General features: G+C 73.1%; 26 protein-coding genes and 3 pseudogenes. 12 read left to right on the forward strand and 17 right to left on the reverse strand.

The window, feature by feature from the left end; translation table 11 throughout:
• The 3 genes and pseudogenes from ACH4E7_RS33145 to ACH4E7_RS33155 form a co-directional block, all read right to left on the reverse strand.
• Positions 1-93, reverse strand: a pseudogene (locus tag ACH4E7_RS33145) (transcriptional regulator); the annotation flags it as partial.
• Positions 94-561: 468 nt separating this feature from the next.
• A complete protein-coding gene (locus ACH4E7_RS33150; protein ID WP_396252857.1) occupies positions 562-1086 on the reverse strand; it encodes a MepB family protein in 525 nt (174 codons plus the stop codon).
• A 107-nt stretch (positions 1087-1193) separates the two neighbouring features.
• A complete protein-coding gene (locus ACH4E7_RS33155) occupies positions 1194-2744 on the reverse strand; it encodes an MFS transporter (RefSeq protein ID WP_396252858.1) in 1551 nt (516 codons plus the stop codon).
• 323 nt (positions 2745-3067) lie between these two features.
• On the opposite strand from ACH4E7_RS33155, the gene sigK reads away from it, so the two are divergent.
• The 6 genes and pseudogenes from sigK to ACH4E7_RS33185 all read left to right on the forward strand — a co-directional run bounded on the left by sigK (position 3068) and on the right by ACH4E7_RS33185 (position 8878).
• Positions 3068-3661 (forward strand): ECF RNA polymerase sigma factor SigK, encoded by a 594-nt coding sequence (gene sigK, locus ACH4E7_RS33160; RefSeq protein ID WP_396252930.1) that lies wholly within the window; start codon positions 3068-3070, stop codon positions 3659-3661.
• Positions 3658-4629 carry a MerR family transcriptional regulator gene (locus ACH4E7_RS33165; protein WP_396252859.1) on the forward strand — a complete coding sequence of 324 codons (972 nt, stop codon included), beginning with the start codon at positions 3658-3660 and terminating at the stop codon, positions 4627-4629. The genes sigK and ACH4E7_RS33165 overlap by 4 nt, the downstream gene beginning before the upstream one ends.
• Before the next feature lie 88 nt (positions 4630-4717).
• Positions 4718-5169, forward strand: a pseudogene (locus tag ACH4E7_RS33170) (NAD(P)H-binding protein); the annotation flags it as partial.
• Between the two features lie 119 nt (positions 5170-5288).
• Positions 5289-6608: a cryptochrome/photolyase family protein gene (locus ACH4E7_RS33175; protein ID WP_396252860.1), complete on the forward strand. Its 1320-nt coding sequence runs from the start codon at positions 5289-5291 to the stop codon at positions 6606-6608.
• A gap of 405 nt (positions 6609-7013) precedes the next feature.
• A complete protein-coding gene (locus ACH4E7_RS33180) occupies positions 7014-8279 on the forward strand; it encodes a molybdopterin-dependent oxidoreductase (RefSeq protein ID WP_396252861.1) in 1266 nt (421 codons plus the stop codon).
• A gap of 2 nt (positions 8280-8281) precedes the next feature.
• Positions 8282-8878, forward strand: coding sequence for a hypothetical protein (locus ACH4E7_RS33185; RefSeq protein ID WP_396252862.1), 597 nt, complete (start codon positions 8282-8284; stop codon positions 8876-8878).
• Between the two features lie 107 nt (positions 8879-8985).
• On the opposite strand, the gene ACH4E7_RS33190 is transcribed toward ACH4E7_RS33185, so the two are convergent.
• The 5 genes from ACH4E7_RS33190 to ACH4E7_RS33210 form a co-directional block, all read right to left on the reverse strand.
• Complete coding sequence (locus tag ACH4E7_RS33190; RefSeq protein ID WP_396252863.1) at positions 8986-9822, reverse strand: anti-sigma factor family protein; 837 nt, start codon at positions 9820-9822, stop codon at positions 8986-8988.
• On the reverse strand, positions 9819-10379 hold the full coding sequence (locus ACH4E7_RS33195; RefSeq protein ID WP_396252864.1) for a sigma-70 family RNA polymerase sigma factor: 561 nt from the start codon (positions 10377-10379) through the stop codon (positions 9819-9821). Before ACH4E7_RS33195 ends, ACH4E7_RS33190 begins: the two co-directional genes overlap by 4 nt.
• A 57-nt stretch (positions 10380-10436) precedes the next feature.
• Positions 10437-11447, reverse strand: coding sequence for a DUF1996 domain-containing protein (locus ACH4E7_RS33200; protein WP_396252865.1), 1011 nt, complete (start codon positions 11445-11447; stop codon positions 10437-10439).
• A gap of 72 nt (positions 11448-11519) precedes the next feature.
• On the reverse strand, positions 11520-12146 hold the full coding sequence (locus ACH4E7_RS33205) for a hypothetical protein (RefSeq protein ID WP_396252866.1): 627 nt from the start codon (positions 12144-12146) through the stop codon (positions 11520-11522).
• A gap of 211 nt (positions 12147-12357) precedes the next feature.
• A complete protein-coding gene (locus ACH4E7_RS33210) occupies positions 12358-12975 on the reverse strand; it encodes a TetR/AcrR family transcriptional regulator (protein ID WP_396252931.1) in 618 nt (205 codons plus the stop codon).
• A 67-nt stretch (positions 12976-13042) separates the two neighbouring features.
• Between ACH4E7_RS33210 and ACH4E7_RS33215 the strand changes: the two genes are divergently transcribed.
• A complete protein-coding gene (locus ACH4E7_RS33215) occupies positions 13043-14377 on the forward strand; it encodes an alpha/beta hydrolase (RefSeq protein ID WP_396252867.1) in 1335 nt (444 codons plus the stop codon).
• Between the two features lie 402 nt (positions 14378-14779).
• Here ACH4E7_RS33215 and ACH4E7_RS33220 read toward each other — a convergent pair whose 3' ends face one another.
• Positions 14780-15343 carry an EF-Tu/IF-2/RF-3 family GTPase gene (locus tag ACH4E7_RS33220; RefSeq protein ID WP_396252868.1) on the reverse strand — a complete coding sequence of 188 codons (564 nt, stop codon included), beginning with the start codon at positions 15341-15343 and terminating at the stop codon, positions 14780-14782.
• A gap of 211 nt (positions 15344-15554) precedes the next feature.
• On the opposite strand from ACH4E7_RS33220, the gene ACH4E7_RS33225 reads away from it, so the two are divergent.
• Together ACH4E7_RS33225 and ACH4E7_RS33230 are read left to right on the forward strand one after the other, a co-directional pair.
• The gene (locus tag ACH4E7_RS33225; protein WP_396252869.1) at positions 15555-15854 is read left to right on the forward strand and encodes a DUF4193 domain-containing protein; all 300 of its coding nucleotides are present in this window, start codon (positions 15555-15557) and stop codon (positions 15852-15854) included.
• A gap of 261 nt (positions 15855-16115) precedes the next feature.
• Positions 16116-16543: pseudogene (locus ACH4E7_RS33230) on the forward strand (VOC family protein).
• Positions 16544-16790: 247 nt separating this feature from the next.
• On the opposite strand, the gene ACH4E7_RS33235 reads toward ACH4E7_RS33230, so the two are convergent.
• Together ACH4E7_RS33235 and ACH4E7_RS33240 are read right to left on the reverse strand one after the other, a co-directional pair.
• Positions 16791-17744 (reverse strand): trypsin-like serine peptidase, encoded by a 954-nt coding sequence (locus ACH4E7_RS33235; RefSeq protein ID WP_396252870.1) that lies wholly within the window; start codon positions 17742-17744, stop codon positions 16791-16793.
• A gap of 485 nt (positions 17745-18229) precedes the next feature.
• Positions 18230-18694: a hypothetical protein gene (locus tag ACH4E7_RS33240; RefSeq protein WP_396252871.1), complete on the reverse strand. Its 465-nt coding sequence runs from the start codon at positions 18692-18694 to the stop codon at positions 18230-18232.
• A 252-nt stretch (positions 18695-18946) separates the two neighbouring features.
• On the opposite strand from ACH4E7_RS33240, the gene ACH4E7_RS33245 reads away from it, so the two are divergent.
• Both ACH4E7_RS33245 and ACH4E7_RS33250 read left to right on the forward strand, forming a co-directional pair.
• On the forward strand, positions 18947-19435 hold the full coding sequence (locus tag ACH4E7_RS33245) for a GNAT family N-acetyltransferase (protein ID WP_396252872.1): 489 nt from the start codon (positions 18947-18949) through the stop codon (positions 19433-19435).
• Complete coding sequence (locus ACH4E7_RS33250) at positions 19432-20175, forward strand: hypothetical protein (RefSeq protein ID WP_396252873.1); 744 nt, start codon at positions 19432-19434, stop codon at positions 20173-20175. The genes ACH4E7_RS33245 and ACH4E7_RS33250 overlap by 4 nt, the downstream gene beginning before the upstream one ends.
• A gap of 104 nt (positions 20176-20279) precedes the next feature.
• Here the strand turns inward: ACH4E7_RS33250 and ACH4E7_RS33255 are convergent, their stop codons facing one another.
• The 5 genes from ACH4E7_RS33255 to ACH4E7_RS33275 all read right to left on the reverse strand — a co-directional run bounded on the left by ACH4E7_RS33255 (position 20280) and on the right by ACH4E7_RS33275 (position 24536).
• Positions 20280-21485, reverse strand: a complete 1206-nt coding sequence (locus ACH4E7_RS33255; RefSeq protein WP_396252874.1) for a sensor histidine kinase — start codon at positions 21483-21485, stop codon at positions 20280-20282.
• Entirely contained in the window at positions 21482-22243 is a 762-nt protein-coding gene (gene cseB, locus ACH4E7_RS33260; protein WP_396252875.1) for a two-component system response regulator CseB, read from the reverse strand. Before cseB ends, ACH4E7_RS33255 begins: the two co-directional genes overlap by 4 nt.
• Positions 22240-23082, reverse strand: coding sequence for a hypothetical protein (locus tag ACH4E7_RS33265; RefSeq protein ID WP_396252876.1), 843 nt, complete (start codon positions 23080-23082; stop codon positions 22240-22242). Before ACH4E7_RS33265 ends, cseB begins: the two co-directional genes overlap by 4 nt.
• Positions 23083-23242: 160 nt before the next feature.
• Positions 23243-23989, reverse strand: coding sequence for a class F sortase (locus ACH4E7_RS33270; protein WP_396252877.1), 747 nt, complete (start codon positions 23987-23989; stop codon positions 23243-23245).
• Between the two features lie 73 nt (positions 23990-24062).
• On the reverse strand, positions 24063-24536 hold the full coding sequence (locus tag ACH4E7_RS33275) for a hypothetical protein (protein WP_396252878.1): 474 nt from the start codon (positions 24534-24536) through the stop codon (positions 24063-24065).
• A 307-nt stretch (positions 24537-24843) separates the two neighbouring features.
• Between ACH4E7_RS33275 and ACH4E7_RS33280 the strand changes: the two genes are divergently transcribed.
• Positions 24844-25149, forward strand: coding sequence for a hypothetical protein (locus ACH4E7_RS33280; RefSeq protein ID WP_396252879.1), 306 nt, complete (start codon positions 24844-24846; stop codon positions 25147-25149).
• A gap of 54 nt (positions 25150-25203) precedes the next feature.
• Here the strand turns inward: ACH4E7_RS33280 and ACH4E7_RS33285 are convergent, their stop codons facing one another.
• Positions 25204-25848 carry a hypothetical protein gene (locus ACH4E7_RS33285; RefSeq protein ID WP_396252880.1) on the reverse strand — a complete coding sequence of 215 codons (645 nt, stop codon included), beginning with the start codon at positions 25846-25848 and terminating at the stop codon, positions 25204-25206.
• Positions 25849-25923: the final 75 nt, after the last annotated feature.

The following is a 25923-nucleotide window of genomic DNA, read 5'->3' on the forward strand; positions in this document are numbered from 1 at the left end:
CAGCAGCCGGTACAGCTGCATCCGCAGCGGGTTCATGAACGCCCTCAACCGTGACAGGTCGGTGATCTGCTCAGGCTTGTGCTTCGGTCGCATGCGCTCACCGTAGATGTGAAGCGAAAATTTCGCAATAGTCGCTTCGGAGTTGCCTGCCCGAGCAGCCCGACTCGGGGTGCCGCCGACGACCGTGTCGCCGGCCTCACATGCGGGTGATCTTTGGCCGTTCGTCCGCGTTGACCCGGGGTTGTCCGGCATGACGCGGGGTCATGGGGCGGCAGCCGGTGGGCATGGGCGAGCTGGTGGAGCGCTGGGCGGTGCTCGGTGACGAGGCGGGCCAGGTCGCGGGGAAGCCTGGCGGGACGCGCGTGGGTTTCCGTTGCTACTGAAGCTCGGACGCGCAGACGTGCCGCAGGACGTGCGGCGTCAACTTCTCGGCTCAGGAGGGAAGATGAGCTTCAACGGCCGTGCTCGGGCCGTTCCGAGGTGCGTCGTCGCCGACCCGTCGAGAGGCCCCGCCGGCGCTTCTGCGTTCGGGCGGGAACAGCAGGGCGCCGGAGCGGGTACCTACGGCCGGTAGAGGGCGTGGGCGTGCGTCAGGTCGGCGGGCCCGTCCGGGCCGATGTGAAGGAAGTAGTTCACCTGCCATGCCTGTGTGCTGCGGGCCTGCCGGTTGGTCGTGGTCACCCACGGCGGGTAGACACGGAATCCCCGCTTCCCGCCGGAGCCGTTGCGGGACACGATGTCGTGCCCGCACAGCACCTCGCGGGGGAACACGAACTGTCCGAAGCCGTTCTCGTCGTGGCTGCTGATGACGAAGAGGTCCACCCCGTCGGCGGCGTCGAAGGGCCGGATCGGCCCCTCCTGGGACCGCTGCCACACGGTGACGAACTGGCCCGCCTTCGTCGGGGTGGTCCTGGCGACGCGGAACCGGACCGAACGGCCGTCGATTGTGAACCCGCAAGCCGCGTATTCGGCGCTCTCCGGTTCGGGCACCGGCGGCGAGCAGGTGAAACCGCTCGGGTCGTACACCCGTGCCTTCGCCGCCAACAGGTCATCGTGGAACCCCGCCCACGGCTGATTCGTCACCATGCCGTCATCCTGCCACCGCGGCCGCCCGCGCTCCGGCGGCCCACTGCACGTCTGCATCGCGGGTGCGGCTGTGCGGTTGAGATCCGGACGGAGGGCGGAACACTGGACTACGCGTCTCCTTCCGCATCTCGCTCTGACGGGCCGATGGGAGCCGACGACGGTCGGACTTTGATCACGAACATCGTGATGACGGCAGCCAGTGCCGCGAAGACGAGGCCCATCTGGAAGGCGCGGAAGATGCCGTGCACCAGCACCTCAGAGGAGTACGGTGCGGGCAGCTTGCCGGTCGCCTTGAACTGGAGGGCCTGCTGCGGGGTGGCCTGCTGGAGGAACTTCCCGACCTGCTGGCGGGCCTCGTTGCGGCTGGCCGTGCCGTACACCGTGACCAGGATCGACAGGCCCAGTGAACCGCCCACCTGCTGGGTGGTGTTGAGCATGCCGGTGGCCGCGCCGGTCTCGTGCGGGGCGACCTGGGAGACGACGGTGAGGATCGTCGGTACGAAGATCGAGCCCATCCCGAAGCCGAACAGCAGCGTCGGCCCGAGGATGCCGGGCGCGTAGGTGGTGTCGATGTCGATCCGGGTCGCCCAGGCGACTCCGGCGAGGACCAGGACCGAGCCGGTGACCAGGAACGGCTTCGGGCCCCAACGGATCTGGTTGCGGGCGGCGAACTGGGCGGTGGCGATGGTGGCCACGCTGATCGGGAGGAAGGCGAAGCCGGCCCGCAGTGGGCTGAAGCCGAGGACCTCCTGCACGAACAGGGTGATGAAGAAGAAGATGCTGAACATCGTCGCGGCCACGCAGAGCATCAGCCCGTACGCGCCGGAGCGGTTGCGGTCGCGCAGGAGGTGGAGGGGCGTGATCGGCTGTCGCGCGCGCTGCTCGTTCGCCACGAACGCCGCCAGCAGCACCACCGCGAGGCTGAAGGCGGACAGGGTGACGGCGTCGGTCCAGCCGTGGTCGGAGGTGCGGATGAACCCGTACACCAGCGAGACCATGCCCGCCGTGGCGGTGATCGCGCCGGTCAGGTCGAAGTGCCCGGGGTGGCGCTCGGATTCGTCGATGTACAGCGGCGCCAGCAGGGCGATCGCGATGCCGATCGGCACATTGACGAAGAACACCCAGCGCCAGGACAGCCAGGAGGTCAGCATGCCGCCGAGCAGCACGCCGATCGCGCCGCCCGCGCCCGCGACGGCGGAGAAGACCCCGAAGGCCCGGTTGCGTTCGGGGCCCTCCTCGAAGTTGGTGGCGATCAGTGCCAGCGCGGTCGGCGAGGCGATCGCTCCGCCGACTCCCTGCAGGGCCCGCGCGGCCAGCAGCCAGGCGGAGTTCTGCGCGACCCCGCCGAGCAGCGACGCGAAGGCGAAGACCAGGACGCCGACGATGAACACCCGCCGGCGGCCGAGGATGTCGCCCGCCCGCCCTCCGAGCAGCAGCAGGCCGCCGAAGGTCAGCGTGTAGGCGTTGATGACCCAGGACAGGTCGGTGGTGCTGAACTTCAGCGCCTGCTGAATGTGGGGCAGCGCGATGTTCACGATCGTGATGTCGAGAACGACCATGAGCTGGGTGGCCGCGATGACGGTGAGGGCTATCCCTGGGCGCCGGCCCCGACGTGCGGTCGCGGGCGGAGGCGTGGCCAGGGCACGCGAGGTGGCCATGGCGGGTTCCCCAATGGCTCGGGAGCGAACGATGGGCAAGGCACGGATCGGTACACCACTACTGACGGTAGTCCTGGGAGATAGGGAACACAACCGTTCATTACGGACAAGCGGCGATTTCCGGACAATCGCTCCACGGTGCGGGCCGCGGCGACCTCGTCACGGTGCCCACCGGCTGGGGAAACGCTGCGAAAACGATGCGAGTGTCCTCCGGGCCGCGGCTGCGCGACGGTCGAACCGTGCAGGCAACCACCGACCGGCCGCTCGCCCGGCCCACCGTCCCCGAGAACGCCGACGACGGACGGGCCCGGCTGCGTGCGCTGATGGCCCGTATCGCCCGCGCCGACGAACCGGCCTTCGAGGACCTCTACAGCGCCACCGCCGGCGCCGTCCTGGGGCTGATCCTGCGGGTGCTGCGCGACCACGCGCAGGCCGAGGAGGTCGTCCAGGAGACGTTCTGGCAGGTGTGGCGGGAAGCCCCGCGCTACCGCCCCGAGCGCGGCGAAGTCCTGCCCTGGATGCTCACCCTGGCCCACCGGCGCGCCGTCGACCGCGTCCGCTCCGCCCAGGCCGCGGCCGACCGCGACCGCACCGTCGCCGTGCGCGCCTACACCCCGGAATTCGACGAGGTCGCCGACCGGGTCGAGGGCAGCCTCGACCGCGACCGGGTCCGGCGGGCCCTGGCCGCGCTGACCGACGTCCAGCGCGAATGCCTGCTGCTGGTCTACTTCGAGGGCTGCACCCAGGCCCAGGCGGCCGCGGTGATCGGAGCACCCCTGGGCACCGTCAAGACCCGCATCCGCGACGGCCTGGTGCGCCTACGCGACCAACTCGGCGACGTCCCCGTGGCGCCGGCCCGCCCGTACGCGCGTCAGCGGACCGGGCCCCGCCGCCAGGTCGTAGGCTCGCGGCCGTGACCGCCCCGAACAGTCCGACCGGCCCGAACGCTCCGACCGCCCCCGCTCAGCCCGGACTGACCACCGGGGCCCTGGCCCGCCGGCTCGGGGTCTCGCCCACCACCATCCGTTCCTGGGAACGCCGTTACGGCATCGGCCCGGCCCACCACGCCCCCGGACGGCACCGTCGGTGGGAGCCGCACGACGTGGCCGTCCTGGAGGAGATGTGCCGCCTCACCGCCCGCGGGGTGGCGCCGGCCGAAGCCGCCCGCAGCGCCCTGGCCGCCTCCCCGGACACGCCCCCGACCGGTGGCGGGGCGGCGCCCGGTCCCGGTGGCCGCACCCTCGCCGTGGGCACCGTCCGCCCTGAGTGCCGGGGACTGGCCCGGGCCGCCGTACGCCTCGACGCCCCCGAAGTCGCACGCATCCTGCGCCGCAGCGTCGAGGACCTCGGCCCGGTCATCGCCTGGACGGAGGTCATGACCCCGGCGCTGCGGGCGGCCGGGCGCACATGGGCGGCCGAGGGCGAACGCTACGTCGAGGTGGAGCACCTGCTGTCCTGGCACGTCGCCGCCGTCCTGCGCCGGGCCGCCGACCGGCCGGACCCGGCGCCCGGTCCGGCCGCGCTGCTCGCCGGCATGCCCACCGAACTGCACGCCCTCCCACTGGAGGCGGTCGCCGCGGGGCTCGCCGACCGCGGCCTGCCGTTCCGCATGTTCGGCCCCGCCCTGCCGCCAGAAGCGCTCGTCGAGGCGGTCCGCCGCACCGGACCGCCCGCCGTCCTGCTCTGGTCCCAGGTCGCCCGCACCGCCGACCGGGCCCTGGCCGCACGCGTCGCCCACCTCACCTGGGGCCCGCACGGCGCGCGCACCCGCCCCGTCGTCCTGGCCGCCGGACCGGGGTGGTCCGGCACCCGCCGCCCGCCCGGCGCCCTGCGGCCCCGCGACCTCGCCACCGCCCTCGACCAGCTGGAGGACCTGCTCCGCTGAACCCGATCCGGCCCCCGCCCGCTCCGCATACGAGGCGCCCCGCCCGGCGGAGCGCGGGGACACCCCCACCGCACGGAAGGAGCGGACGGTGGACGATCGAACCCGTACCGGGCAGCGCTGCCTGGTCACCGGAGCCACCGGCTACATCGGTGGCCGACTGGTATCCGAACTGCTCTCCGCCGGACACCGGGTGCGCTGTCCGGCCCGCGACCCCGGGCGGCTGCGCGACCAGCCGTGGCGCGCCGAGGCGGAGGCGGCCACCGGCGACGTCACCCGGCCCGCGACCCTGGACGGCGCCTTCGAGGGCGTCGACATCGCCTACTACCTGGTCCACTCCCTCGGCACCGGGCCCGGCTTCGAGGACACCGACAGACGCGCCGCGCGGGCGGCCGCGCAGGCCGGGTGAGCCGGATCGTCTACCTCAGCGGGCTGGTGCCCGCCGGAGTGGCCGAAACCGCGCTGTCGCCGCACCTGCGCTCGCGGGCGGAGGTCGGCCGCGTCCTGGCCGCGGACGTCCTTCCTGCACGCGTTCTCGCCGCACGTGCTTGCTGCGCGGCCCTGCCCGTACCCGGACCAATCCGCGGTGCGATCGGCTCCGAAGGCTCGGTGCAGAGCAGCGCGGGCCGCCGGTGCGGCCCGCACCAGCGAAGGGCCCGCCCATGACCGTCTCGATCGCCTTGTTCACCCAGGACCTGCGCCTGCACGACAACCCCGTGCTGCACGCCGCGCACACCGCGTCCGACCAGGTGGTGCCCCTGTTCGTCCTCGATCCCGGCGTCGAGGCGGCGGGCTTCGCCACCCCCAACCGGCAGGCCTTCCTGGCCGACTGCCTCGCCGACCTGGACGCCTCGCTGCGCCGCACCGGCTCCCGGCTGACCGTACGCCGCGGCGGAACCGCCGAGCAGACCGCCCGAGTGGCCGCCGAGACCGGGGCCGCGACGGTGCACGTCGCCGCCGGCGTGAGCGGCTTCGCCCGGCGGCGCGAGGAACGGCTGCTCGCCCTGTTCGGCGACCGCCTACACGTCCACGACGCCTCCGTGACGGTGGTCCCACCGGGCCGGATCACCCCGGTCGGCCGCGACCACTACGCGATCTTCACCCCCTACCACCGCGCCTGGCTGCAGACTCCCCACCGGACGGTGCTGGACGCGCCCCGGGTCATCCGCACGCCGAGCGGCATCGGCAGCGAGAACCTGGTCGTCAACGGCCCCTTCTCGCCGGCCCTGCCCCCCGGCGGCGAGGTCGCGGCCCGGGCACGGTGGCGCCGCTGGGACGTCGACGAGTACGCCGAGGCGCACGACGACCTCGCCGCCGACTCGACCTCCCGGCTCTCCCCGTACCTGCACTTCGGGTGCCTGTCGCCCACGGAGCTGACCGCCCGTGCCCTCCGACGCGGCAGCACCGGGGCGCAGGCGTTCGCGCGGCAGCTCGCCTGGCGCGACTTCCACCACCAGGTCCTCGCCGCCCGCCCCGACGCCGCACACCGCGACTACCGCACCAGGGACGACCACTGGCACCACGACGAGCACGAGGCCGAAGCCTGGCGCCAGGGCCGTACCGGCTACCCGATCATCGACGCCGGGATGCGTCAACTCGCCCACGAGGGTTGGATGCACAACCGGGCCCGCCTCCTCACGGCGAGCTTCCTCGCCAAGACCCTCTACCTGGACTGGCGGATCGGCGCCGCCCACTTCCTGTCCCTCCTGGTCGACGGCGACGTCGCCAACAACCAGCTCAACTGGCAGTGGGTCGCCGGCACCGGCACCGACACCAGGCCCAACCGGATCCTCAATCCGCTGCGCCAGGCCGACCGTTACGACCCCGACGGGTCCTACGTGCGCCGGTGGCTGCCCGAACTCGCCCACCTGCCCGGACCGGCTGTCCACCGTCCCTGGCTGCTCGCCCCCGACTACCCGGACCCGATCATCGCCCCGGACGCCCTGACAGTCCGGCTGCGTCGCGCCCGGGAGCTGGACTGAGCCCTCGCCGGACGTCGTCCGGCAGAGCAACGTCGAGTGGCGCGGGCCTCGGCCCCCTGACCGAGGCCTCGGCCCGCCGACCGAGCGAGCTGCGGGCCGGCCCGCTCACCGAGGACGGTCGTACGGCGCTCACCTGAGGCGACGTCGGCGCCAGGCCGCGCACGCGAGGCGCACCCGTCCGGGTGATGCTGGCCCCGCCCTGTGCGGCCTCGCCGGGGCCGCCGCGCCGCGGGTGGTTGGCTGTCCGGCGAGCCTCGGCCAACCGGCTTGTCCCAGGGCTTGAACGCGGTGCCCCCCTGCCCGGCAGGGGCCGGTGAGCCGCGCTCCGAGGTTCTCCCGTGCGGCTGGAGGTGGTCCGTGGTCACGGCTCGGCACCGTGGTAGATCGCGCGGGCGGCGCGGACCGGTGTCCGCGCCGCCCGGTCCGTTCCGACCCGGGTTCTGGCGCAGCCCGATCCGCGGGCCGTGGCTGACCTCGGTGTTCGGGCTGGTGCTGCTCGTCGGGATCCCGGTCCTCTTCGTGACCGGGGCGCTGTCCTACGCCGCCTACAACCCCGACCTCGGCCCGCTCAACGACCAGACCCCGGACAAGGGCCTGTTGGGCTTCTACCTGTTCGACTGGCCCACCCGCCCGGTCTGGCTCTACCGGCTCACCCAGGGCGTCCATGTCACCCTCGGCATCGTCCTGGTGCCGGTCGTCCTGGCCAAGCTGTGGTCGGTGATCCCGAAACTGTTCGAGTGGCCGCCCCTGCGCAGCCCCGCCCACGCCCTGGAACGGCTGTCGCTGCTGATGCTGGTCGGCGGTGCCGTCTTCGAATTCGCGACCGGCATCCTCAACATCCAACTCCACTACGTCTTCCCGGGGTCCTTCTACACCCTGCACTTCTACGGGGCGTGGGTGTTCATCGCCGCGTTCGCCGTTCACGTCGCCCTCAGACTCGGCCGGATGCTCAGCGCCCTGAAGTCCCGTTCCCTGCTGACGGAACTGCGCACCGGCCCCGCCGACACCCGGCCCGAGCCACCCGATCCCGACGGCCTCGTCGCGGCCGCCCCCGCCCCGCCGACGATCGCCCGACGCGGCGCGCTCGCGCTGGTGGGCGCGGGATCCCTGGCCCTGTTCCTGGTCACCGCCGGGCAGAGCATCGGCGGCCGCCTTCGCGCCACCGCACTGCTGGCACCGCACAACCGGAACCCGGAGGACGGACCGAACGGCTTCCAGGTCAACAAGACGGCCGCCTCCGTCGGCATCTCCGCGGAGATGGTCGGCCCGGACTGGCGGCTGGAACTGCACGGCCCCGGCCCGGTGCAGGTGCTCACCCGGGACCAACTGCTCGCGCTGCCCCAGCAGTCGGCCTGGCTGCCGATCGCCTGCGTGGAAGGCTGGTCCACCGAGAACCAGCACTGGAGCGGACTGCGGCTCGCCGACCTCGCCACCCTGGCCGGCCGGCCCGACGCCGCGGACGTCCTCGTGGAGTCGGTCCAACCACCCGGCCCCTACACCTCCGTGGTGCTGCGCGGCAACCAGATCCGCGACCCCCGTTCGCTGCTCGCCCTGCGCGTCAACGGAGCCGACCTCTCACTCGACCACGGCTACCCCGCCCGCGTCATCGTCCCCGCCAACCCCGGGGTGAACAACACCAAGTGGGTCCACCGACTCACCTTCAGGACGTGATCGTGCGCCACCCCGCACCCTTTGCCCGCTGGCCCGGCTGGCCGCGCTGGCCCGGCTGGCCCCGCTGGCCCGGCTGGTACGGCGCAGGACCGATGCACCTGCTCGCGCTCCTCGCCTCCCTCGCCCTCACCGGCTACGCCGTCGAGCGCCTGGTGGCCGTACGGCCCCTCGCGGTGGCCCTCTGGTTCGTCGGCGCGGCCGTCGTCCACGACCTCATCCTGTTCCCGCTCTACTCGCTCGCCGATCTCTCCGCCCGGTCCGTGCTCCGCCACCGCCCGGAGCCCGCGCCGACCGTCACCTGGATCAACTACCTACGGGTGCCCGCATTCCTGTCCGGCCTCCTGTTGCTCGTCTGGTTCCCCCTCATCCTCGACCTGTCCGCGCCCTACCCCGGCGCCACCGGACTGTCCGAGGACGTCTACCTCGGCCGATGGCTCGCCATCACCGGCATCCTCTTCGCCACGTCCGCCGCCGGCCTCGCGCTCAAGCTCCGTGGCACCCGCCGCACCCGCCGCACCCGGCGGCCCGGCCCCGACAAGCGGAAGCCACCACCTCCCCCCGCCCGAACCCGGCCGAACGACACGAACGGAGGCACATGACGCCGCCCTCCCCCCCGCCCACGGCCTCCGCCCGGGGGCCCCCGGCCCGGGGGGGGCCGCCGACCCTGGGGGGGGCGGACGCACCGGGACGACCCGGAGCGTCCGCCCTACACCGGGACCGTCACGAAGGTCTGCCCGGACTCGTTCACGACCGATACCGAGGCCACGTCCTCCGGCGCAACGATGGCCGAACCATCCAACGTGGTACCGGACTTGGCGCCGACGGCGGAGACCAGCCAGCTGCCCGCGTCCACCGTGGCCCCGCCCCTGCCGTTGACCACCAGATGGCAGCGCTGGCCGGCCGGGATGCCGGTGACCGCCGCGTTCACCCGCACCCAGCCCATCGCCGGGGTCACCGTCAGCGTCATCCGGGTGCCGGTGGCCGGATCCGTCACGGAGCCGGTCCTGGTCCCGGCGGGGGGCGGGGTGGCGGCGGCGCTGCTCGGGGCCGGGCCGACGGCCACCGGCGGTGCGGAGTCGGCGCTGCGGCCCAGCGCGATCCCGAGGACCAGCGCCGCGACCACCGCGGCGGCCGCGGTCGCGCCGATCCGGGCCCGGCGCCGACGCAGCGCCGAGCCGCGTTCCGTCCGGGCCTGCCGCAGGGTGCGCTGCAGCAGCAGGTCGCCGCCCTCGGGCGGACCGTCGACGAGCAGTTCGGGCGGCACCTCGCCCAGGACGGCCTCCAGCTCCCTCAACTCGGTCACCTCCTGACGGCAGGTCGGGCAGTGGGCCAGGTGCCGTTCGAGCGAGGCCGCCTCGGCCGGATCGAGCGCGCCCAGCACGTAGGCGCCCACGAGCTCCGCGCTCCGGTCGTGCGGCGTCGTGTTCCCGTCGTCCGTGGTCTCCCTGGTGGCGCGCCCCGGGTACGTGCCGTTCGCGCTGGTGTCGTTCGTGTCCATGCCGTTCGTGTTCGCGTCGTCCGTGTTCGCGTCGTCCGTCGTCACACCGACACCTCCTGCCACGTCCCCGTCCTGCCGGTGTACGAGCGTTTGAGTGCCCGGAGCGCGTAGTGCGCGCGGGACTTGACCGTTCCGGCCGGAACCCCCAGCTGCTCCGCGGCCTCGGTGACCGACAGGCGCTGGAAGTAGATCGAGCGCAGCACCTCGCGGTGCTCGGGCGAGAGCCGCTCCAGTGCCTGCGACATCACCAGCGTCTCCACCACGCCCTCGGCGTGGTCGTGTTCGACCGGCACGGTGGCCGTCTCCTCGGAGACCTCCGCCACCTCGGCCGGGCGGGCGGCCCGGGCCCGGAACCGGTCGGTGATCAGGTTGCGCTCCACGGTCAGCAGCCAGCCGCGCACCGACCCGCGGGCCTCGGTCAGCGCCTCCGGGTTGCGCCAGGCCCGGATCAGGGTCTCCTGGACGGCGTCCTCGGCCGCCGCGCGGTCGCCGGTGAGCCGGATGGCGTAGGCGAGCAGTGCGCCGCCGTGCTGCTCGTAGAGCGTCCGGATCAGTGCCTCGTCGGCGGCGTCCTGCCGCGCGCTTGGTCGTGTCCTCGCCATCCGCCATTCCTCCGTCGTCGGGTGCCACGTTCAGCACGTACGCGGGGGCCGTCCGGTTCAACCGGATTCCCGGCAGCTGCGGTCCTCGTTCAGACAGGCCACCACGTCGGCCATCTGCCGGTCGGTCATCAAGTCGATGAATACTGCGTGGTCGGTGAGCGGGCTGTGGTGCTGCTCGGGGAAGGCGTCCAGGGCGAAGGCTCGGGGCGGCGGCGGGCGGTAGCCGACGGTCACCCGCAGGTGCGGGATCGGGAAGGTGTCGTGCGGGCAGACGCCGGCGGCGGAGGGGAACCGTACGTGGGAGCGGTGGCCCGGGCTGTCCGTGCCGCGCCCGTCCCAGCAGCTGGGGAAGTCCAGGGTGCGGGTGAGGAGGCTCCCGGCGGGGCAGAGCGGGTAGCGGTCGGTGGTCGTGCGGTCGGCGAAGCCCGTGCAGCCCCAGCGGGCGCCGGCCTCCGCGCCGCCGTCGGTGGCGGCGGTCGGGTCGCCCTCCAGGAGCCGGAGGAAGCGCGGCATCGGCACGACCTTGCTCCACGGGTTGCCGAGGTACTCGACGGTCACCGTCTCGGGGACGAGGATCTCGCCGGTGCCGCCGTGCGGGTCCTCGGACGCCCCGGCGTCGGTGTGCTGCGCCGCGCCGTCGTGGTCGGTGCGGCGCAGCACCGGCCAGTAGTACGTCGAGCGGTCGCCGTCGGTGCAGGTGGTCGCGGCGGCGGCGAGGCTGTCGTCGGTGGAGTCCGCGTCCGTGGAGAGGTTGCCGACGTAGTCGTGCACGTGGTGGGCGCCGCCCGCCGTCCCGGGCGAGACCACCACGTTGTCCGCGTTGCGGTGTCCCTCCTGGTTGCGCCCGCAGTCCTGTGCGTACGAGCCGGTGGAGGCGTCCGGGCCGGCGGACTGCGGGGCGGGCGCGGCGGAGGCCACCGCGGTGATGTCGACGAATCCGGCCGCCGGTTCAGGCCCGCCCGACTGGAACCGGAGCACCAGCAGCGACAGCCCCAGGGTGAGACAGAGCAGGACGCCGACCGGTAGCGCGGCGCCTCCCGGGCGGTGGTGATCGCGGTCCTGGTGCACCGCGACAGTCTGGGCGAGGGACCGCTGCGCGGGCAAGGCGGCCCCGGCCGCCCCGCCGCCACGCGGGGAGGGTCAGTAGCCCCCGGAGTAGCCGCTGCCCTGGGACGAGGCCGACGACGGGGCCTGAGAGGGCGTCTGGGCGGGCGCCTGGCCGGCCGCGCCCGGCGCCTTCTTCCCCTCGGGCGTGCTCGCGAACCAGGTGCCGCCGACACCCTGCCCGTTGGTCTGCCCCGCCGCGGTGTCCCCGGCGAAGCGGTAGAGCGGCCAGCCGTTGAGGGTGACCTGCTTCGTGCCGTCCGGCCTGGTCACGCTGCCGACCAGGGTGGAGTCGACCCCGGTGACCTGCACCGCGTCCTGGGCGGTGACCGGCGGCCACTTCGCAGCGCAGGCGTCGGTGCAGGTGCTCGCGGACGGCTTGGCGGTGTCCTTGTCGAAGCGGTACAGGGTCCGGCCGGCGGAGTCGGTGACGATCGGTCCGAGCGCGGCCGACTTCACGGCGACGATCCGGACCCCGGAGGAGTCGCCGGCGGCCGGGGCGGACGTCGTGGCGGCCGGGGCGGCGGCGGTCGACGCGGCCTTCCCGCCGTACCCGTCGCCCGAGTCGGGCCCACAGGCGGTGGCGGCGAGCGCGAGCACGGCGACGCCGGAGACGGCGAGCAGGCGGCGCGCGGCGAAGGTGGCACCGGTGAACGTAGGCATGGCGAACTCCCCCTGTGGGATCGGCGGTTGACGATTCGGGCTGCGCTGGCCCGTGCATCCTCCACACGGATCCGCACCGGGAACGGTTCAACGCCGCCGGAAATATTTCTCGACTCCGGCCCGATCCCCGGTCGGCTCCCGCCCCGGCCGCCTTCGGTATCCCCGCGGCGTCGGAGCGCGGGGGCGTCCGGGCAGCGCCGCCCTGATCCTGTCAAGGGGCGGGTTCGGCCTGGCGAAGGCTGTGGAACACCGCCGGGGTCGTCCATCCGCGCAACGTGGCGTGGATCGTCGGTCGGAATGCGGCCTCGGCGGTGGCGGCGTCGAGTGCCCCGGCCAGTTCGAGAGTCACGAGCCCGTGCAGGGTCCCCCAGATCGACAGGGCGATCGACGTCGCTTCGCCGGCGAGGACGGACGCCGCCAAGGCGCGATCGATCGCCGCGAGGAGTGGACGGATCGGGTCGCCGGCACCGGCTTCCCCCGACGGGTCGAAGGACTGCACGCCGCCGAACAGCACCGTGTACAGGTGGCGGTGTCCGCGCCCCCAGCGACGGTAGGCGACGGCCAGCGCGTAGAGGTCGGCGAGAGGGTCCGCGGAGGTCCGCACCGCCGACATGTCCTGGAACAGGCCGGCGACGGCTCTGTCGCGCACCGCGCCGATCAGCCCGTCCTTGCCACCGAACAAGGAATACACCGCCGTTGTCGACGTCTCGGCGGCAGCGGCCACGGCGCGGACCGTGACCGACTCCCGCGGGCCGGTGGCGAGCAACTCGGTCGCGCACACCACGAGCCGCTCTTTGACGGCCTCGTCGTTCGTTCTGGGCCTACCCATGACCAGCAGCCTACCCTCTCTGATAACGTCGTTTTGAAACAGTGTTCTGAAACTTTGGGGGTTCGCCGTGCCCACGTTCGCCCTACGCCTCGCCCGCTTCATCGGACGCTTACTGCCGCCCCTGGCCGCCGTCGCGACGATGGTCGTCGTCTTCCTCGTCCTGATCGTCCTCACGGACGGAGCGGGATCGGGGCTCGGCGCATGGTTGACGACCCTTGGAGTCGGGACCGCCGCCGCACTGTGGCGGGGCCGGCGCCGTACCCGGGCGGCGCGGCTCATGCCGTTCCTGCCGGTCCTCGTCGCGGCCGCGCTGGTGGGGTCGGCCTGCGTCCCGACCGTGCCCACGGCCCGGCGGTACCCGCCCGACCTGCCCTTCGTGGCCACGCAACACTGGAGCCTGGCCACCGGCAGTCGGGTCGCGGTGTACCACTACCCGCCCGAGAACCCCGGCGCCCGGCATCCCGTCCCGTTCGTGTACCTCAACGGCGGACCGGTCCGTGGGATCTCGCTGCTCGACCACCGGTTCCTGCAACTCCTGGCACACCGGGGCTACGACGTCTACGCCTACGAGCAGGCGGGCGGCGGGCGGAGCGACGTGCTTCCCATGGACCAGTACACGATCTCCAGGTCGGTCGGCGACCTCGCGGCCTTCATCGACCGCCTGGACCAGGGCCGGGTCGACATCCTCGGTTTCTCCTCGGGCGCGGTCGTGCTCACGCGAGCCCTGGCCGATCCGAGCGTCGCCGCGCGCCTGCACCGTGCGATCATCGCCGAACCCGGCCCGATGGACGGTCCCACCGCGCAGATCACCGGACACAAGGGCCGACCATCCGCGCGCGGACTCGCACCGGCCATGACCGGACCGCGGTCGACACGCGTCCCCCGGTACGCCACCGCGTTCGGCCTCATGCGGCTCGGACTCCTCACCCCTGACACCGGGCTGATCGGACAGGCCGAAGGCGACAACGCGTACACCGCCGCCGACCTCGGCAGCGACACCGCAGCCGCCTACTGTGCGCGCGACGCGCACCGCATCCCGGTCGAGGACACCGCACAGAACTTCTCCTTCAGCCCCGCCGCCAGCCTCCGCATCCAGCAGACGGTGAAGGACTCACCCTCCATCGCCCCGCAACTGAGGCTCTCCCAGACCCCCGCGATGCTGATGATCGCCGAGTGCTCCACCCAGGTCCGTCAATGGGCGACCGCCGTCCTCGCCGACGACCCCGCCATCCAGCGCACGCAGTACATGCCCGGAGTCGGACACCACATGTGGAACGGCCTGGACGACGACAACGACCGGGCCGCCGCCGTCATCACCGCATTCCTCCAGGGTGAGCCGGCCCCCGTGCCGAACCACCCGACCCGCGACGAGATCCCCGCCTTCCTCCGCGACCACGAATGAAGGCGTCCCAGCCCGTCACCCGGACCGGGGCGCAGCACTTCCGCGCCGCCTCGGGCAAGCCCGGTGCGCCAGGCGCTTCGCTCGGGGGTGTGGGAGGACGCCGAAGGCGCCGACTGCTCGGTGGTGGCCGGCGCCTTCGCGGCCGCGGTGGCCTCGGCCGGCTGCGGGCGGCGCCGTGGTCCCCGCCCGCCGACGCGGCCGGATCCCGGCGTCACGCGGCGGCGGGCCTCACACGGCATCGTCTCCGTGGCGCACTTGCGCTGAGCCGCCGGGCACGGGGTGGTTTCAGTCGTCGCGTCCGGTACCGCGGTCGGGTGCGCCGGAAAACTCATCGCCACGACGGAATCGGGCTTGCCCCGGCGGGCGGAGCGACGACCCGGCTGTGGAGCCGCTCACGGGGACTCAGGGCAGGAGCCGGGTCACAGCTCCCGAGCCGACAGCGCGACCGTGGCGACGGACGGCGAACGACCGGCCTTCCTCCAGAGCGACGGGCCGCTCGAGCGTGATGGTCGCCGTACCGATGTGGAGCGGTCGTAGCGCGCCCGTCTCACGAGGCAGCGTCACCACGCCCCGCACTGCGGCGGCGAGGACGTGGACGTGGAGACCCTCACCGGTGAGCACGTCCGTTCCGCCTTGTTCCTTCGGCAGCATCGTGATGTCCGCCGTGAAAGCGGTGTGTGCGCCGATCGAGCCGGGTGCCGCGAGGACCTGCCCCCGCTCCACCGCTCCCGCCACCGCACCGGGCAGCAGCAGTCCGATGTTCGTGCCCGCACCCGCCTCGTCGACTCGCAGCCCGCCCACGTCGATGTCCGTGACATGGGCGAGCGCATCGCTGCCGAAGCCGATGAGCTCCACCCTGTCACCCTTGCGAACCAGCCCGCGCTCGATGCGGCCTGTCGCCATGACGAGCCCGCCCCGGCTGAGGTGGAATACATCCTCGACGAGCATCAGGAACGGCTTCTCCACGGCACTCACCGATACCCCCGAGGGCCTTGTGCGGTCGTTGCGAACAGGTGTCCGAGAGTAGCAATGATCACCACCCGGCCATCCCGTGCTGTATGGAATCCCCGCCACGGGCGTGATCGGCCACGAACACACTCCCCGCCAGGCCGGCGGGCGGCACGACCCGCCCGCCGGAAACGATCCTTGAAACGACCCTTGAGGAGAAGACACCACCTTGGCAACCGACTACGACGCTCCACGCGACACCGGCGACGAGAGCAGCGACGACAGCATCGAGGCACTGAAGAGCCGGCGCGACGACAAGCAGAGCTCCACCGTCGACGTGGAGCCCGAGGCCGCCGAAGGGCTCGAGCTTCCGGGCGCCGACCTGTCCGGTGAGGAGCTCACCGTCCGGGTCGTGCCCCTCCAGGAGGACGAGTTCATGTGCATGACCTGCTTCCTGGTCCACCACCGCGCCCAACTCGCCGGTGAGGACAAGAACGGTCAGCCCATCTGCCGCGACTGCGCGTCCTGACCGTCGCGGCCTTGGTTGCGGACAGGCGCCGAGGCTTACGGCGGGGGCGTCCCCGAACTTCCGTCCCGTCGGTGACCACCCCGCCCGCAGCTCTCCAAGCCCTCAAGGCCCGGGTCATCAACGAAAGCCGCTACCCCAACAGCAAGATCAAGACGACGTGTTGATGATCTGCAAGTCCCAAGGGCCGTCCCGTAAATGATCTTTGGCATGAGGGTGGGGAAATGAGCGGAGCGCAGAGTCCCGCCCTGGTAGGGTGCGCCGATGTCAGCGATGAAGAAGTTCCAAGTCACCTTTGACTGCGCAGAACCTGAGCGCCTCGCTCGCTTCTGGTGCGAGGTGTTGGGGTACGTCATACCGCCGCCACCGGAGGGGTTCGCCACTTGGGACGTTTCAAGCGCTCGCAGCCACCTGAGCAACGGGACTCGTGGTTCGCCTGCATCGATCCCTCAGGTGTGGGTCCGCGACTGTACTTCCAGCGCGTCCCCGAAGGGAAGGCCGCCAAGAACCGGCTGCACCTCGATGTGCGGGTCGGCACCGGACTCGTGGGTGAAGAGCGCCTCGCCGCACTCGAGGCCGAATGTGCGCGACTGGTCCCGCTCGGCGCGGTACACGTGCAGACGCTGTATGACGGCAACGATGCGTGCATCCCGATGCAGGACATCGAGGGCAACGAGTTCTGTCTCGACTGAGCACCCTCCCTCCGAGCCGGAGAGGTGGGGAGCCGCCTCCCTCGGACCTCTCCGGTCTCGTGCGGGTCGGGAGTCTTCCCGTGAGGGCGAGGTCGTGCGGCCGGGCGATGCCGAGCATCGCCGGACCCGGCTGGTTCAACCCCGGTTGTCAGGTCGCGGGAGGGATGTAGCGATGCAGCCCCCGCGGGGCACCCGGACGGTGCCGCTGACCGACGTCGACGCCCCGGACCCGCACGACCCGCAGGGCTCAGGAGGCCGGGCCCGCTGGCGGTGCGCCGGTGGTTGCGGCGTCGTACAGGGCCTGGGTGGCGGAACCGAAGTAGGCGCTGTAGGAGATCTGAGGGGTGTTGCCGCCGGTGTGGTAGCCGCCGATGAGTCCGATCACCGCCCAGCCGCCCGGCCGCGGCACCAGCATGGGCCCGCCCGAAGTCCCGCCCACGAAGCCGTCGCACGCGATGCGTTCGAAGGTCCCCGGATCCGCGGGATCGTCGCTGACCCACCTGGTGGTCCAGCTCAAGCACTCCAGCGGCTTCTGCGCGCTGCCCGGGTACCCGATCATCCGTACCGGGACGTGGGCGTACCCGGTGCCGGTGAGCAGCTGGACCGCGCCCGCCGCGTCCTCCAGCTGCCGGCCGTCCTGGTCGGGCTCGGTCACGGCGAACCCGAAGTCGTACGCGGCACCGGCGTGCTCTCCCAGGTCGTAGTACTCCTGGGCGACGTAGACGCCGTTGGCCTTGACGGGGAAGATGCCGAGAGGCTTGAGTCCGTCGTGGTACTGCGGAACGAACCCCAGGTGCCGCTTGGGGGAGCTGCCGGAGTACCCCTTGAGACAGTGCCCCGCGCTCAGCACCAGGTTGTGGTCGGGACTGTGCACTACGGAGGCGCTGCACGTGCGGCCCGTGCCGTTGGCATCGGTCCAGAAGAACGCGCCCGCCTGCGGGATGCCGTCGAAGCTCCTGCTCGGAGGGATGAGCTCGCCGGACTGGGGCCCGTCCGTCGCGGCCGGTGCGGCGGGTTCGGTGTCGCCGGGCAGCGCGGCCGCCATACGGGCCGCGGTCCAATACGCGCTGAGCTGCTCCGCGGTCGGATTGCCCGCGTCCGGCGTTGCGGCGGAGGCGACCGGGGCAAGCCCGGCGCCCAGCAGCAGCGCGGCTGTGGCCGCTGCGACATTCCTGAGGGCTGTGGTCCTACGTAACATCATCTGCCCCTTCGTCCATGATTGATGCGCATATCATCGTTGCGGCTGTGAGGTGCATTCGATCAAGTTCAACCCCACCCGGCGCCCAACTCCTGCCGGACACGCCGCACGCGCGCCCACGCGCCCACACGGGACCGTCCGGTCGTCTGTGGGGAAGGGGCGGACTTCACACCGCGACGCTTGCGTGACCCGCCTCGGCGTCCGGGCTCGCCTGCTCCCACAGGCGGGCACAGGCCGCCAGCTGCGCCGCGGTGGGTGGGCGATCATCATGGTTGTGCTTGACCGACCGTCGTGGTGGCGATGACCCGGCGGATCCCGGTGAGGCCGCGTTCGCGCGAGGAGCGCAGGAGGTCGGCCCGGAACGCCTCGGTCCCGCTGCCGCCGACCATCCGGCCGAGAACCCGGTCAACGCCTACGCTGCCGCGACCGTCGTGCTCCCCGGCCGGGCCGGGGAGACTCGTCGGCGTGGTCTCGCTCGGCGCGCCTCATCAGCCCCGGGTGAACACCCGGCCGTTGAGATCGTAGAGCCGCTCGGCTTCGGCCGGGTCGGTGTGGTGCCAGAGGCGGTCCCAGCCCGAGCCCCGGTCGTCCTCGGAAGGTATCGACCAGTCGATGAGGCCGGGCGCGTCGTCGACCTCTGCCAGCGCCGCCCACAACTCGTGGTCCCGGCAGACGAATCCGTGCTGGAGGGCTTCACCGATCGGGTCGAGTGTCCCGGCCCGGAAGAGGACGCCGCTGTCCCCGCGGTAGAACTGCCACCACTCGGCCAGCACGTGTCCGTCCTCGTCGCGGACCTCGAAGCACTGCAGTACCGTGCCCTCCTCGGTCAGGGCCTCGAACGTCGGGTACTCGTCCAGGTTGTAGCTGGCCGCGTAGTAGATCGCCTGAGCGCGCCTGTGTCCCGCCGGTAGATCGATCGACGGAAGGCCAGCGGCGACGAATTGAAGCTGCATGATCGGGGTGCTAACGCTCGTCGCTGACACCCTCGGGTCCGCACACCCGATGAGGCGGGGCCCTTGGTGCCGCAGCAGGCGCTCGTGCCGACGATCCGGCCGTAGGTGCGGGCGCCCGGTCTTCACCGCCCACCTGCCGCACGGCCTCGACCACACCGTCGCCCGCACCGAACTCCGAAACCCCTTGGACGGCACGGGGACCGGCTTGCTGAAATGGGAGACGGCCGCTGTCGGAGTCGAAGGGATGCGGCGATGACCGAGATCAGGCTGCACCTGTCGGTGCGCGGCCTCACCGACGCGGACCTGCCGTCCTGCAGCTGGGCCGGATCCCCCAAGCACGTGCGCGAGCTCGTCCACCAGATCCGCCGCGCCGAGGCGGGCGAGATCGACTACCTGGCAGTCTGCACGCCGGTCGGGCTCCCGGTGGCGGTCGGCGGTATCGACTACACGGCCAAGCCCGGCGTCGGCACGCTCTGGCAGCTCAGCGTCCACCCGGCCCTGCAGTCCTGCGGGATCGGCACGCTGCTGATCCGCTCCGCGGAGCAGCGGATCGGCGCCCGGGGCCTGACCCGCGCCGAACTCGGCGTCGAGGAGGGCAACCCGCGCGCTCGCGCCCTCTACGAACGCCTGGGCTACCGGGCCTTCGGCCGCGAGCTCGATGCCTGGGACGTGGAGGCCGAGGACGGCTCGCTCCAGCGGTACGAGACGATGTGCACGCTGATGCGCAAGGACCTGGCATGACGCTGGACTTCGCGGCGTTCGTCGCCGATGCGACGGCCGACCCGGCCGTGGTCGGGCTCGTGCTCAAGGGCTCCCGGGCCCACGACGGCATGACCACCTGTCACTCCGACCACGACCTCTACGTCATCCTCGCCGACGACGCGGCGAGCGAGCCGGCTGCGCTCGACGGCCACCGATCCGCGCGGCTCGATGTGGTCGTCACCACCCTCGAACGGTTCCGCCGACCCGCCGACTGGGAGCGGTACGCCATCGCCCGCTCCCGGGTGCTGGTCGACCGCCGCGACGGGGAGGTCACCCGGATCGTCGCCGCGATGGGGCGGCTCGGCGCCGAGGAGGCCTTCCGGTCCGGCGCCGCCCTGCTGGACGCCTACGCCAACTCGCTCTACCGCTCGGTCAAGAACCACCGCGATGACAACCCGCTCGCCGGCCACCTCGACGCGGCCGCCAGTGTCGGATTCCTGCTCGACCTGCTCTTCGCTCTGGACCGCCGACCGCGCCCCTACAACAAGTACCTGGCCTGGGAGCTGGACCGGTTCCCGTTGCCCGGCTGGGAGAGCGCCGCGCTGCTGGACACCGTCGCCCGGATCACCGCGACCGGCGAAGTGGCGCCGCAGCAGCGGCTCTTCGCCCGGGTCGAGGCGGCTGCCCGGGCCGCCGGCCACGCGGCGGTGCTGGACGCCTGGGGTGAGGACCTGCTACTGATGCGGCCCCCGGATTCCCCGGCCCACCAGCCCCGCTGACCGGCCAACAGCCGCATCAGGCGAAGCGGCTCAGACCGTCCTCTGATGCCGGGCGCTCGATGACCCGCGAGAGTGGGCGCTGGCGCTCGGTGGCACGCATGGTGTCAGTCCGGCGGGAGGGTGAGGGTGGCGAGGGCGCCGCCGTCGGGGTGGTTGGTGAAGGTGAGGGTGGCGCCGATGACGCGGGTGTGGCCGGTGGCGATGGTGAGGCCGAGGCCGTGACCGCGGCCGCGCTCGGGGGCGTTGGTGCGGAAGCGCTGGGGGCCGCGCTGGAGCAGGTCGTCGGGGTAGCCGGGGCCGTGGTCGCGGACGGTGATGCGGTGGCCGTCGACGTGGAGCCGGACCGGGCCGGCGCCGTGGCGGTGGGCGTTGAGGATCAGGTTGCCGAGGATGCGGTCCAGGCGGCGCAGGTCGGTGCGGACCTCCTGGTCGGCGGTGATCTCGATGTCGACGTCGAGGCCGGTGAGGGTGACGGTGCGGCGCACCGCGCGTTCCAGGGGGACGGCGGAGAGGTCGGGGGACTCGGCGTCCGCGTCCAGGCGGGAGACCTCCAGGAGGTCCTCGACCAGGCCGCGCAGGGCCTGGACCCGGTTCTGCACCAGCTGGGTGGGGCGGCCGGGCGGCAGCAGCTCGGCGGCGGTGACCAGGCCGGTGAGCGGGGTGCGCAGTTCGTGGGCGACGTCGGCGGTGAAGCGCTGTTCGTCCTCCAGCCGGCGGTGCAGGGTGCGGGACATCAGGTCGACGGCGGCGGCGAGGTCGGCCACTTCGTCCCGGCCGTCGACGAGTTCGCCGATCCGGGTGTCGGTGCCGCCGGCCGCGATGCCCCGGGCGGCGGTGGCCGCGGTGCGCAGCCGGCGGCTGATCCGGTCGGCGACCAGCACGCCGGCCAGCACGGTGGTGAAGACCGCGGCGACGACGGTGATCAGGATGATCCGGTCCAGGTCGGCGATCGCCCGGCGGTCCTGGGTGAAGTCCACCCGGGCGGAGAGCACCCCGTTCTGGACCGGGCCGGCCGCCCACATCGACTCGCCGTGCTGGTCGGTGGCGAGCAGTGAGCCCTGTCGGCCGCCGGCGGCGAGGTCGCGCAGCCGGGTGGGCAGGGCCGGGTCGTCCAGGGCGACGCCGCGGCCGGCGACCTCGCCGTTGCGGCCGTAGCCGGCCAGGGCCGAGTCGAGGGCGGTGAGCGCGGAGGATCGGGCCTGGTCGACGTGCTGACGGATCATCGCCTGGTGGACCAGCAGGCCGACGGCCACCGCGACCAGGACGGAGATGGCGGCGACGGCGGTGGCGATCTGGCGGCGCAGGGTCATGCCGGGCGCCGCAGCTTGTAGCCGAACCCGCGGACGGTCTCGATCCGGCCGGAGCCGATCTTGGCGCGCAGCCGCTGCACGTGGACGTCCACCACCCGGGTGTCGGCGCCCCACTCGTAGTCCCAGACGCGTTCGAGCAGGGTGGTGCGCTCCAGCACGATGCCGGGCGCGGCGGTGAACTCCAGCAGCAGCCGCAGTTCGGTGGGGGTGAGCGGGACGAGCCGGCCGTCCACCCGCACCTCCATGCTGTCGGTGTCCACCTGGAGGCCGTCGAAGCTGCGGAGCGTGGCGGGGGTGGTGGGAGCGGTGGCGGGCACGTCGACGGCAGGGGCGTCAACCGGGGCGTCGGCGGAGGCGGCGGCCGTCGGCACCACCCGGATCCGGCGCAGCACCGTACGGATCCGGGCGACCAGGACGGCGCTCTCGAAGGGCTTGACCACGTAGTCGTCCGCGCCCGCCTCCAGCCCGGACACCACGTCCACCGGGTCGGTGCGGGCCGACATCATCAGGATCGGCAGCTGGCTCTCCTCGCGGACCCGCCGGCAGAGGCCGACCCCGTCGAGCAGCGGGAGCATGACGTCCAGCAGGAGCAGGTCGGGGCGGACGGCGTGGAAGGCCTCCAGCCCCTCCAGGCCGTCGGCGGCGGTGGTGACCGGGAAGCCGTAGCGCTCCAGGGCCATCCGGGTGGCCTCCCGGATCACCTCGTCGTCCTCGACGATCAGGATGTGCGGCTGGGCGGGGGTGGCTGAGGGGGTCATCGCTTCGCTTCCGGGAACACGGCGGGGGCGGAGGCCTGGGGGGTCGGTCGGACGGGCCGCGGGGACGGGACGGTCGCTCCCGCGCCGGGCGGCAGTTTGGGGACGGGGTTGGCCGGGGCGGGGGTGGTGGGAGCGGCGGTCGGTGGGCCGTTGCCCGCGTCGCCCGGCAGCAGGCCGATGCCGTCCACCCGCCGCTCCTTCAGGGCGAGCCTGACGCCGTCCCACTGGTAGTGGCTGCTGGTCCGGGTGAAGGCGGTGGTCGGCTCGTACAACCACAGGTCGGAGCCGACGGTCGCGGCGCTGAACCCGCTCTGGACCTCCACCCGTAGGATCGGCAGGACACGGTCGTCGGCGAGGGTGTAGACGTGCACCACGACCAGTCCGGGGGTCGCGACGGCGGTGATCAGCGAGCGCCGTCCGTCGCCGGTGAGCTCGCGGAACTCGGGCGCGCGCACCTCGCACCCGGTGCAGGAGTCGAGCGCGCGGTGCTCCTCCGCGGTCAGCCCCGGGTCCTTGGTGAGGACGCTGCGGACGTCGACCGCGGTGAGGTCGTGCCCGGGGACGGTCAGGTCGGGCAGTGGCTGCGGCGGCGCCTGGGTGGCGGAGCCGGCCGCGGGCGTGGTCGGCGGCGGCGAGGCGGCCAGGGCGGGCCAGAGCGGCTCGGCCACCGCCGTCGGGGTGACGGGCTTGAGGGGGCCGTTGTCCCGCAGGCCGCCGGGGTCGGACCGGTCGAGGGCCAGGGCGGCGAGGGCGATCAGGACGGCCAGGACGGAGACGGCGGCCAGCGGTACGGCGCGGCGGCGCAGCGCGGCCGGGCGCAGCGGGGTCGGTGGTGTCACGGTCGGTGCTCGTCCTCCTGGTCTGCGGCTGGGTACCGGTTCGTCGCCCCGTGGCGGTCCTGGTCGCTTCGTGGCCTCGTCGTCCGGTGGTAGGTCGTGCGGACGGCGTTCGGCGGTTCCGCCCGGGCGCGGCCCGGACCGGGCCCAAGCATGGACCGGGTCAGGCCGGATCCGCCAGGACGATGATGTTGTCCGTCCAGTGGCCGTCCGAGCCGATCCGCCCGCCGCAGGTGATCAGCCGGAGCGCGGGCGCTGGGGTGTCGCCGTAGACGGTCTCCGTGGGGAAGTGGTCCTTGGCGGCCTGGAGCAGGGTGCGGACCTTGAAGTCCACGGTGCCGCCGTCCGCGCGTCGGATGTGGATCAGCTCGCCCGGGCGCAGTTCCGGCAGCCGTTGGAAGACCGCCGGGCCGTGCTTGGTGTCGAGGTGCCCGATCAGGACGGCGGGGCCGGTCTCGCCCGGGGTCGGGCCGTTGCGGTACCAGCCGACCTCGTCGGCCCGGTCGGCCGACGGCACCTGGACCGTGCCGTCGGTGTTCAGGCCGAGGCCGGTCACCGGGGCGTCCACGCCGACCGACGGGATCAGCAGCCGGGTGGGCGGCGAGGAGGCCGGCGGCCGGGAGGCGGTGACGGGCGCGCCGCCGGACGTGGCGGAAGCGGCGGGCGCGGTGGGCGTCGTCGGGGCGGGTGCCGTGTCGTGGGCGGAGGCCTCGATCCGTACCACCGGGGTGTCCCGGCTGGACAGCGCGAGCGAGGCGCCGAGCACCAGGCAGAGCAGGCCGGCGGTGCCGAAGACCGTACGGCCCAGGACGCTCGGGTCGGGCCGGGCGGCGCGCCGCCGCCGGCGACGGCCGGTGCCCCGGCCGTGACCGCCCGCGCGCCCTCGGTCGGTCCCTGCCGCCGGGGGCACCCCGGCGCCGCTTCCCCGCCCGGCCGGATGCGGAGGAAGGGCGCCGGGGTGCCCGGCGGACTCGGGACCGGTGTCAGTCGCGCGCACCGGAGCGGCGGCGCAGGACGGCGAAGCCCAGCGCGGCGGCGCCGACGGCCGCCACGGCGCCGCCGCCCGCCAGCATCAGACCGTTGCCGTCGGTCGCGGCGGAGCCGTCCCCGGCTTGGGCGGCGCCCTTCGGCACCTCGCGGACCTGCGGCTGGGCGTTGCCGGGGGAGCGCTCCGGGGCGGGCGGCGCGGAGGTGACCTCCGCGGTCGCGGCCTTCGGCGCCGGCTGGGCCGGGGAGGCGGTCGCGGCGGGGCCCGAGCCGGGCTTGGCGGGGGCGACGGCGGCCGCGGCCCCGTTCGCCGGGGCGGGCGCGGCGCTCGGCGTGGCGGGGGCCGACTTCGGGCTTCCGTCGGCCCAGGCCTGTCCACCGGTGACGGCGGACAGCAGTGCGGCCCCGGTCAGCGCGCAGGCCGCCAGCATGCGATGGGCGGGCGAGCGGTCGGTGCGGGTCCTGCTCATACGGTGGGTCTCCTTCGGTCTCTCTCGCGGGCGCCCCGGCCGGTGCGGCCGGTGCGTCGTCAGCGACGGTAGGAGTGCCGTGTCGCGGTCCCCGCCCGACCGCGTCACGGCTGCCCATCGGCTGTGTAACGGTCCCCGGGACACCCGTAGTACGCGCCGAAGCACGCGCTGGAACACGTGCCGAAGCACACGCCGGGACAGCGCCGGAGCACGCGCCGGAATCTTCGCCGAGCCCCCCGGCCCGCCCTTCTGACTGACCGGATTCCTGCGCTCAGGGCAGGGGCGGGCGTGGGGTTAGCATCGCTCCGTGGAGGAAGAGCGGGAGTGGCCGGAGTGGCCCGAGGACGAGTACGCGCAGTACTTGCAGGGTGAACGGACCAGGTACGCCTGGGTCATGCGCACCTACGGTGCCATGACGTGGGCGCAGGCCGACGAAGTAGCTGCACAGCACTATCCCTACGAGCCGCCCGGCACACCGTTCCGTGGCCTGGTCTTCCATGACGAGGCATGGCACTGGGCGATGCTTGCGCTCAAGGGCGATCGGTACATGGTGTGTCATCCTGAGCTCGCCGAACCCCCAGCAGCGTACAGAGCCCTCGATGAGCAGGGCTGAAGCGGTCTCGGGCGGCGGCGCTCGAGCCGGATCGGCGCCCTGTGTGGCTGGGCGTCAGTGGGGGAGTGCCTGGTAGAGGCCGCGGCCGGTGCGCTGTGCCTGGGATGCTTTCACGGCCCGTTCGAGGCTGGTGCGTACGGCGTTGACACTGGAGGGGGTGGTCTCGCGGCCCAGGGCCTGGGCGACCTGCGCGGCCCGGACCGGTTCCTTCACCTCGGCCAGGTACGCCAGGACACCGGCGGTCAGCCCGGGGGTGCGCTTGCGCGCCGGCGCCGGCTCGGATGCGGCGGTCGTGGTCGTCGCGGTGGCGGCGCTCTTGCGCGCCTTCGTCAGGGCCGTTTTCCCTGAGGCCTTGCGGCGTGCCGTAGTCCGCGGCTCGGCCGGGGAAGCGGCCTTCCTGCGGGCGGCGGCTGACCTGCGCCCGGACGCCGCCGTCGCGCCCGCGGTGGCCTGCTCGCTGTCCGGCTCCGCCGCCGGTGCCGCCGATGGCGGGGCCTGGCCGGCAGCCTCTTTGGGCAGTGGGGCGGCGGAGAGCGACTGCAGGGCGCGCAGGGCGTCCCGTGCTGCATCCAGCCGACCGGTGACGGCGGCCAGTTCCGCTTCCAACCTCTGCTGGTGCCGCTCGAGTTCGGGGAGCTCGGAACGCAGGGCGGCGATGGTGGACGTCATGCTGAGATGGGTGTCTGCGTTGTGTGCCAAGGGTGATCCTCATGATGGTCCGGACGCGGCCAGCCGCGCGAGTGATGGTCAAACTGTACGGCGACACGGGCGGGT

This window comes from Kitasatospora sp. NPDC018058 (assembly GCF_044327205.1).
Taxonomy (GTDB): Bacteria; Actinomycetota; Actinomycetes; order Streptomycetales; family Streptomycetaceae; genus Kitasatospora.

Excerpts from the sequence above, each read along its gene's own strand:
- ACH4E7_RS33150 (WP_396252857.1), bottom strand. The coding sequence starts at position 1,086 with ATGGTGACGAATCAGCCGTGGGCGGGGTTCCACGATGACCTGTTGGCG.
- ACH4E7_RS33155 (WP_396252858.1), bottom strand. The coding sequence starts at position 2,744 with ATGGCCACCTCGCGTGCCCTGGCCACGCCTCCGCCCGCGACCGCACGT.
- sigK (WP_396252930.1), top strand. The coding sequence starts at position 3,068 with ATGGCCCGTATCGCCCGCGCCGACGAACCGGCCTTCGAGGACCTCTAC.
- ACH4E7_RS33175 (WP_396252860.1), top strand. The coding sequence starts at position 5,289 with ATGACCGTCTCGATCGCCTTGTTCACCCAGGACCTGCGCCTGCACGAC.
- ACH4E7_RS33195 (WP_396252864.1), bottom strand. The coding sequence starts at position 10,379 with ATGGCGAGGACACGACCAAGCGCGCGGCAGGACGCCGCCGACGAGGCA.
- ACH4E7_RS33205 (WP_396252866.1), bottom strand. The coding sequence starts at position 12,146 with ATGCCTACGTTCACCGGTGCCACCTTCGCCGCGCGCCGCCTGCTCGCC.
- ACH4E7_RS33210 (WP_396252931.1), bottom strand. The coding sequence starts at position 12,975 with ATGGGTAGGCCCAGAACGAACGACGAGGCCGTCAAAGAGCGGCTCGTG.
- ACH4E7_RS33235 (WP_396252870.1), bottom strand. The coding sequence starts at position 17,744 with ATGATGTTACGTAGGACCACAGCCCTCAGGAATGTCGCAGCGGCCACA.
- ACH4E7_RS33240 (WP_396252871.1), bottom strand. The coding sequence starts at position 18,694 with ATGCAGCTTCAATTCGTCGCCGCTGGCCTTCCGTCGATCGATCTACCG.
- ACH4E7_RS33245 (WP_396252872.1), top strand. The coding sequence starts at position 18,947 with ATGACCGAGATCAGGCTGCACCTGTCGGTGCGCGGCCTCACCGACGCG.
- ACH4E7_RS33250 (WP_396252873.1), top strand. The coding sequence starts at position 19,432 with ATGACGCTGGACTTCGCGGCGTTCGTCGCCGATGCGACGGCCGACCCG.
- ACH4E7_RS33255 (WP_396252874.1), bottom strand. The coding sequence starts at position 21,485 with ATGACCCTGCGCCGCCAGATCGCCACCGCCGTCGCCGCCATCTCCGTC.
- cseB (WP_396252875.1), bottom strand. The coding sequence starts at position 22,243 with ATGACCCCCTCAGCCACCCCCGCCCAGCCGCACATCCTGATCGTCGAG.
- ACH4E7_RS33275 (WP_396252878.1), bottom strand. The coding sequence starts at position 24,536 with ATGAGCAGGACCCGCACCGACCGCTCGCCCGCCCATCGCATGCTGGCG.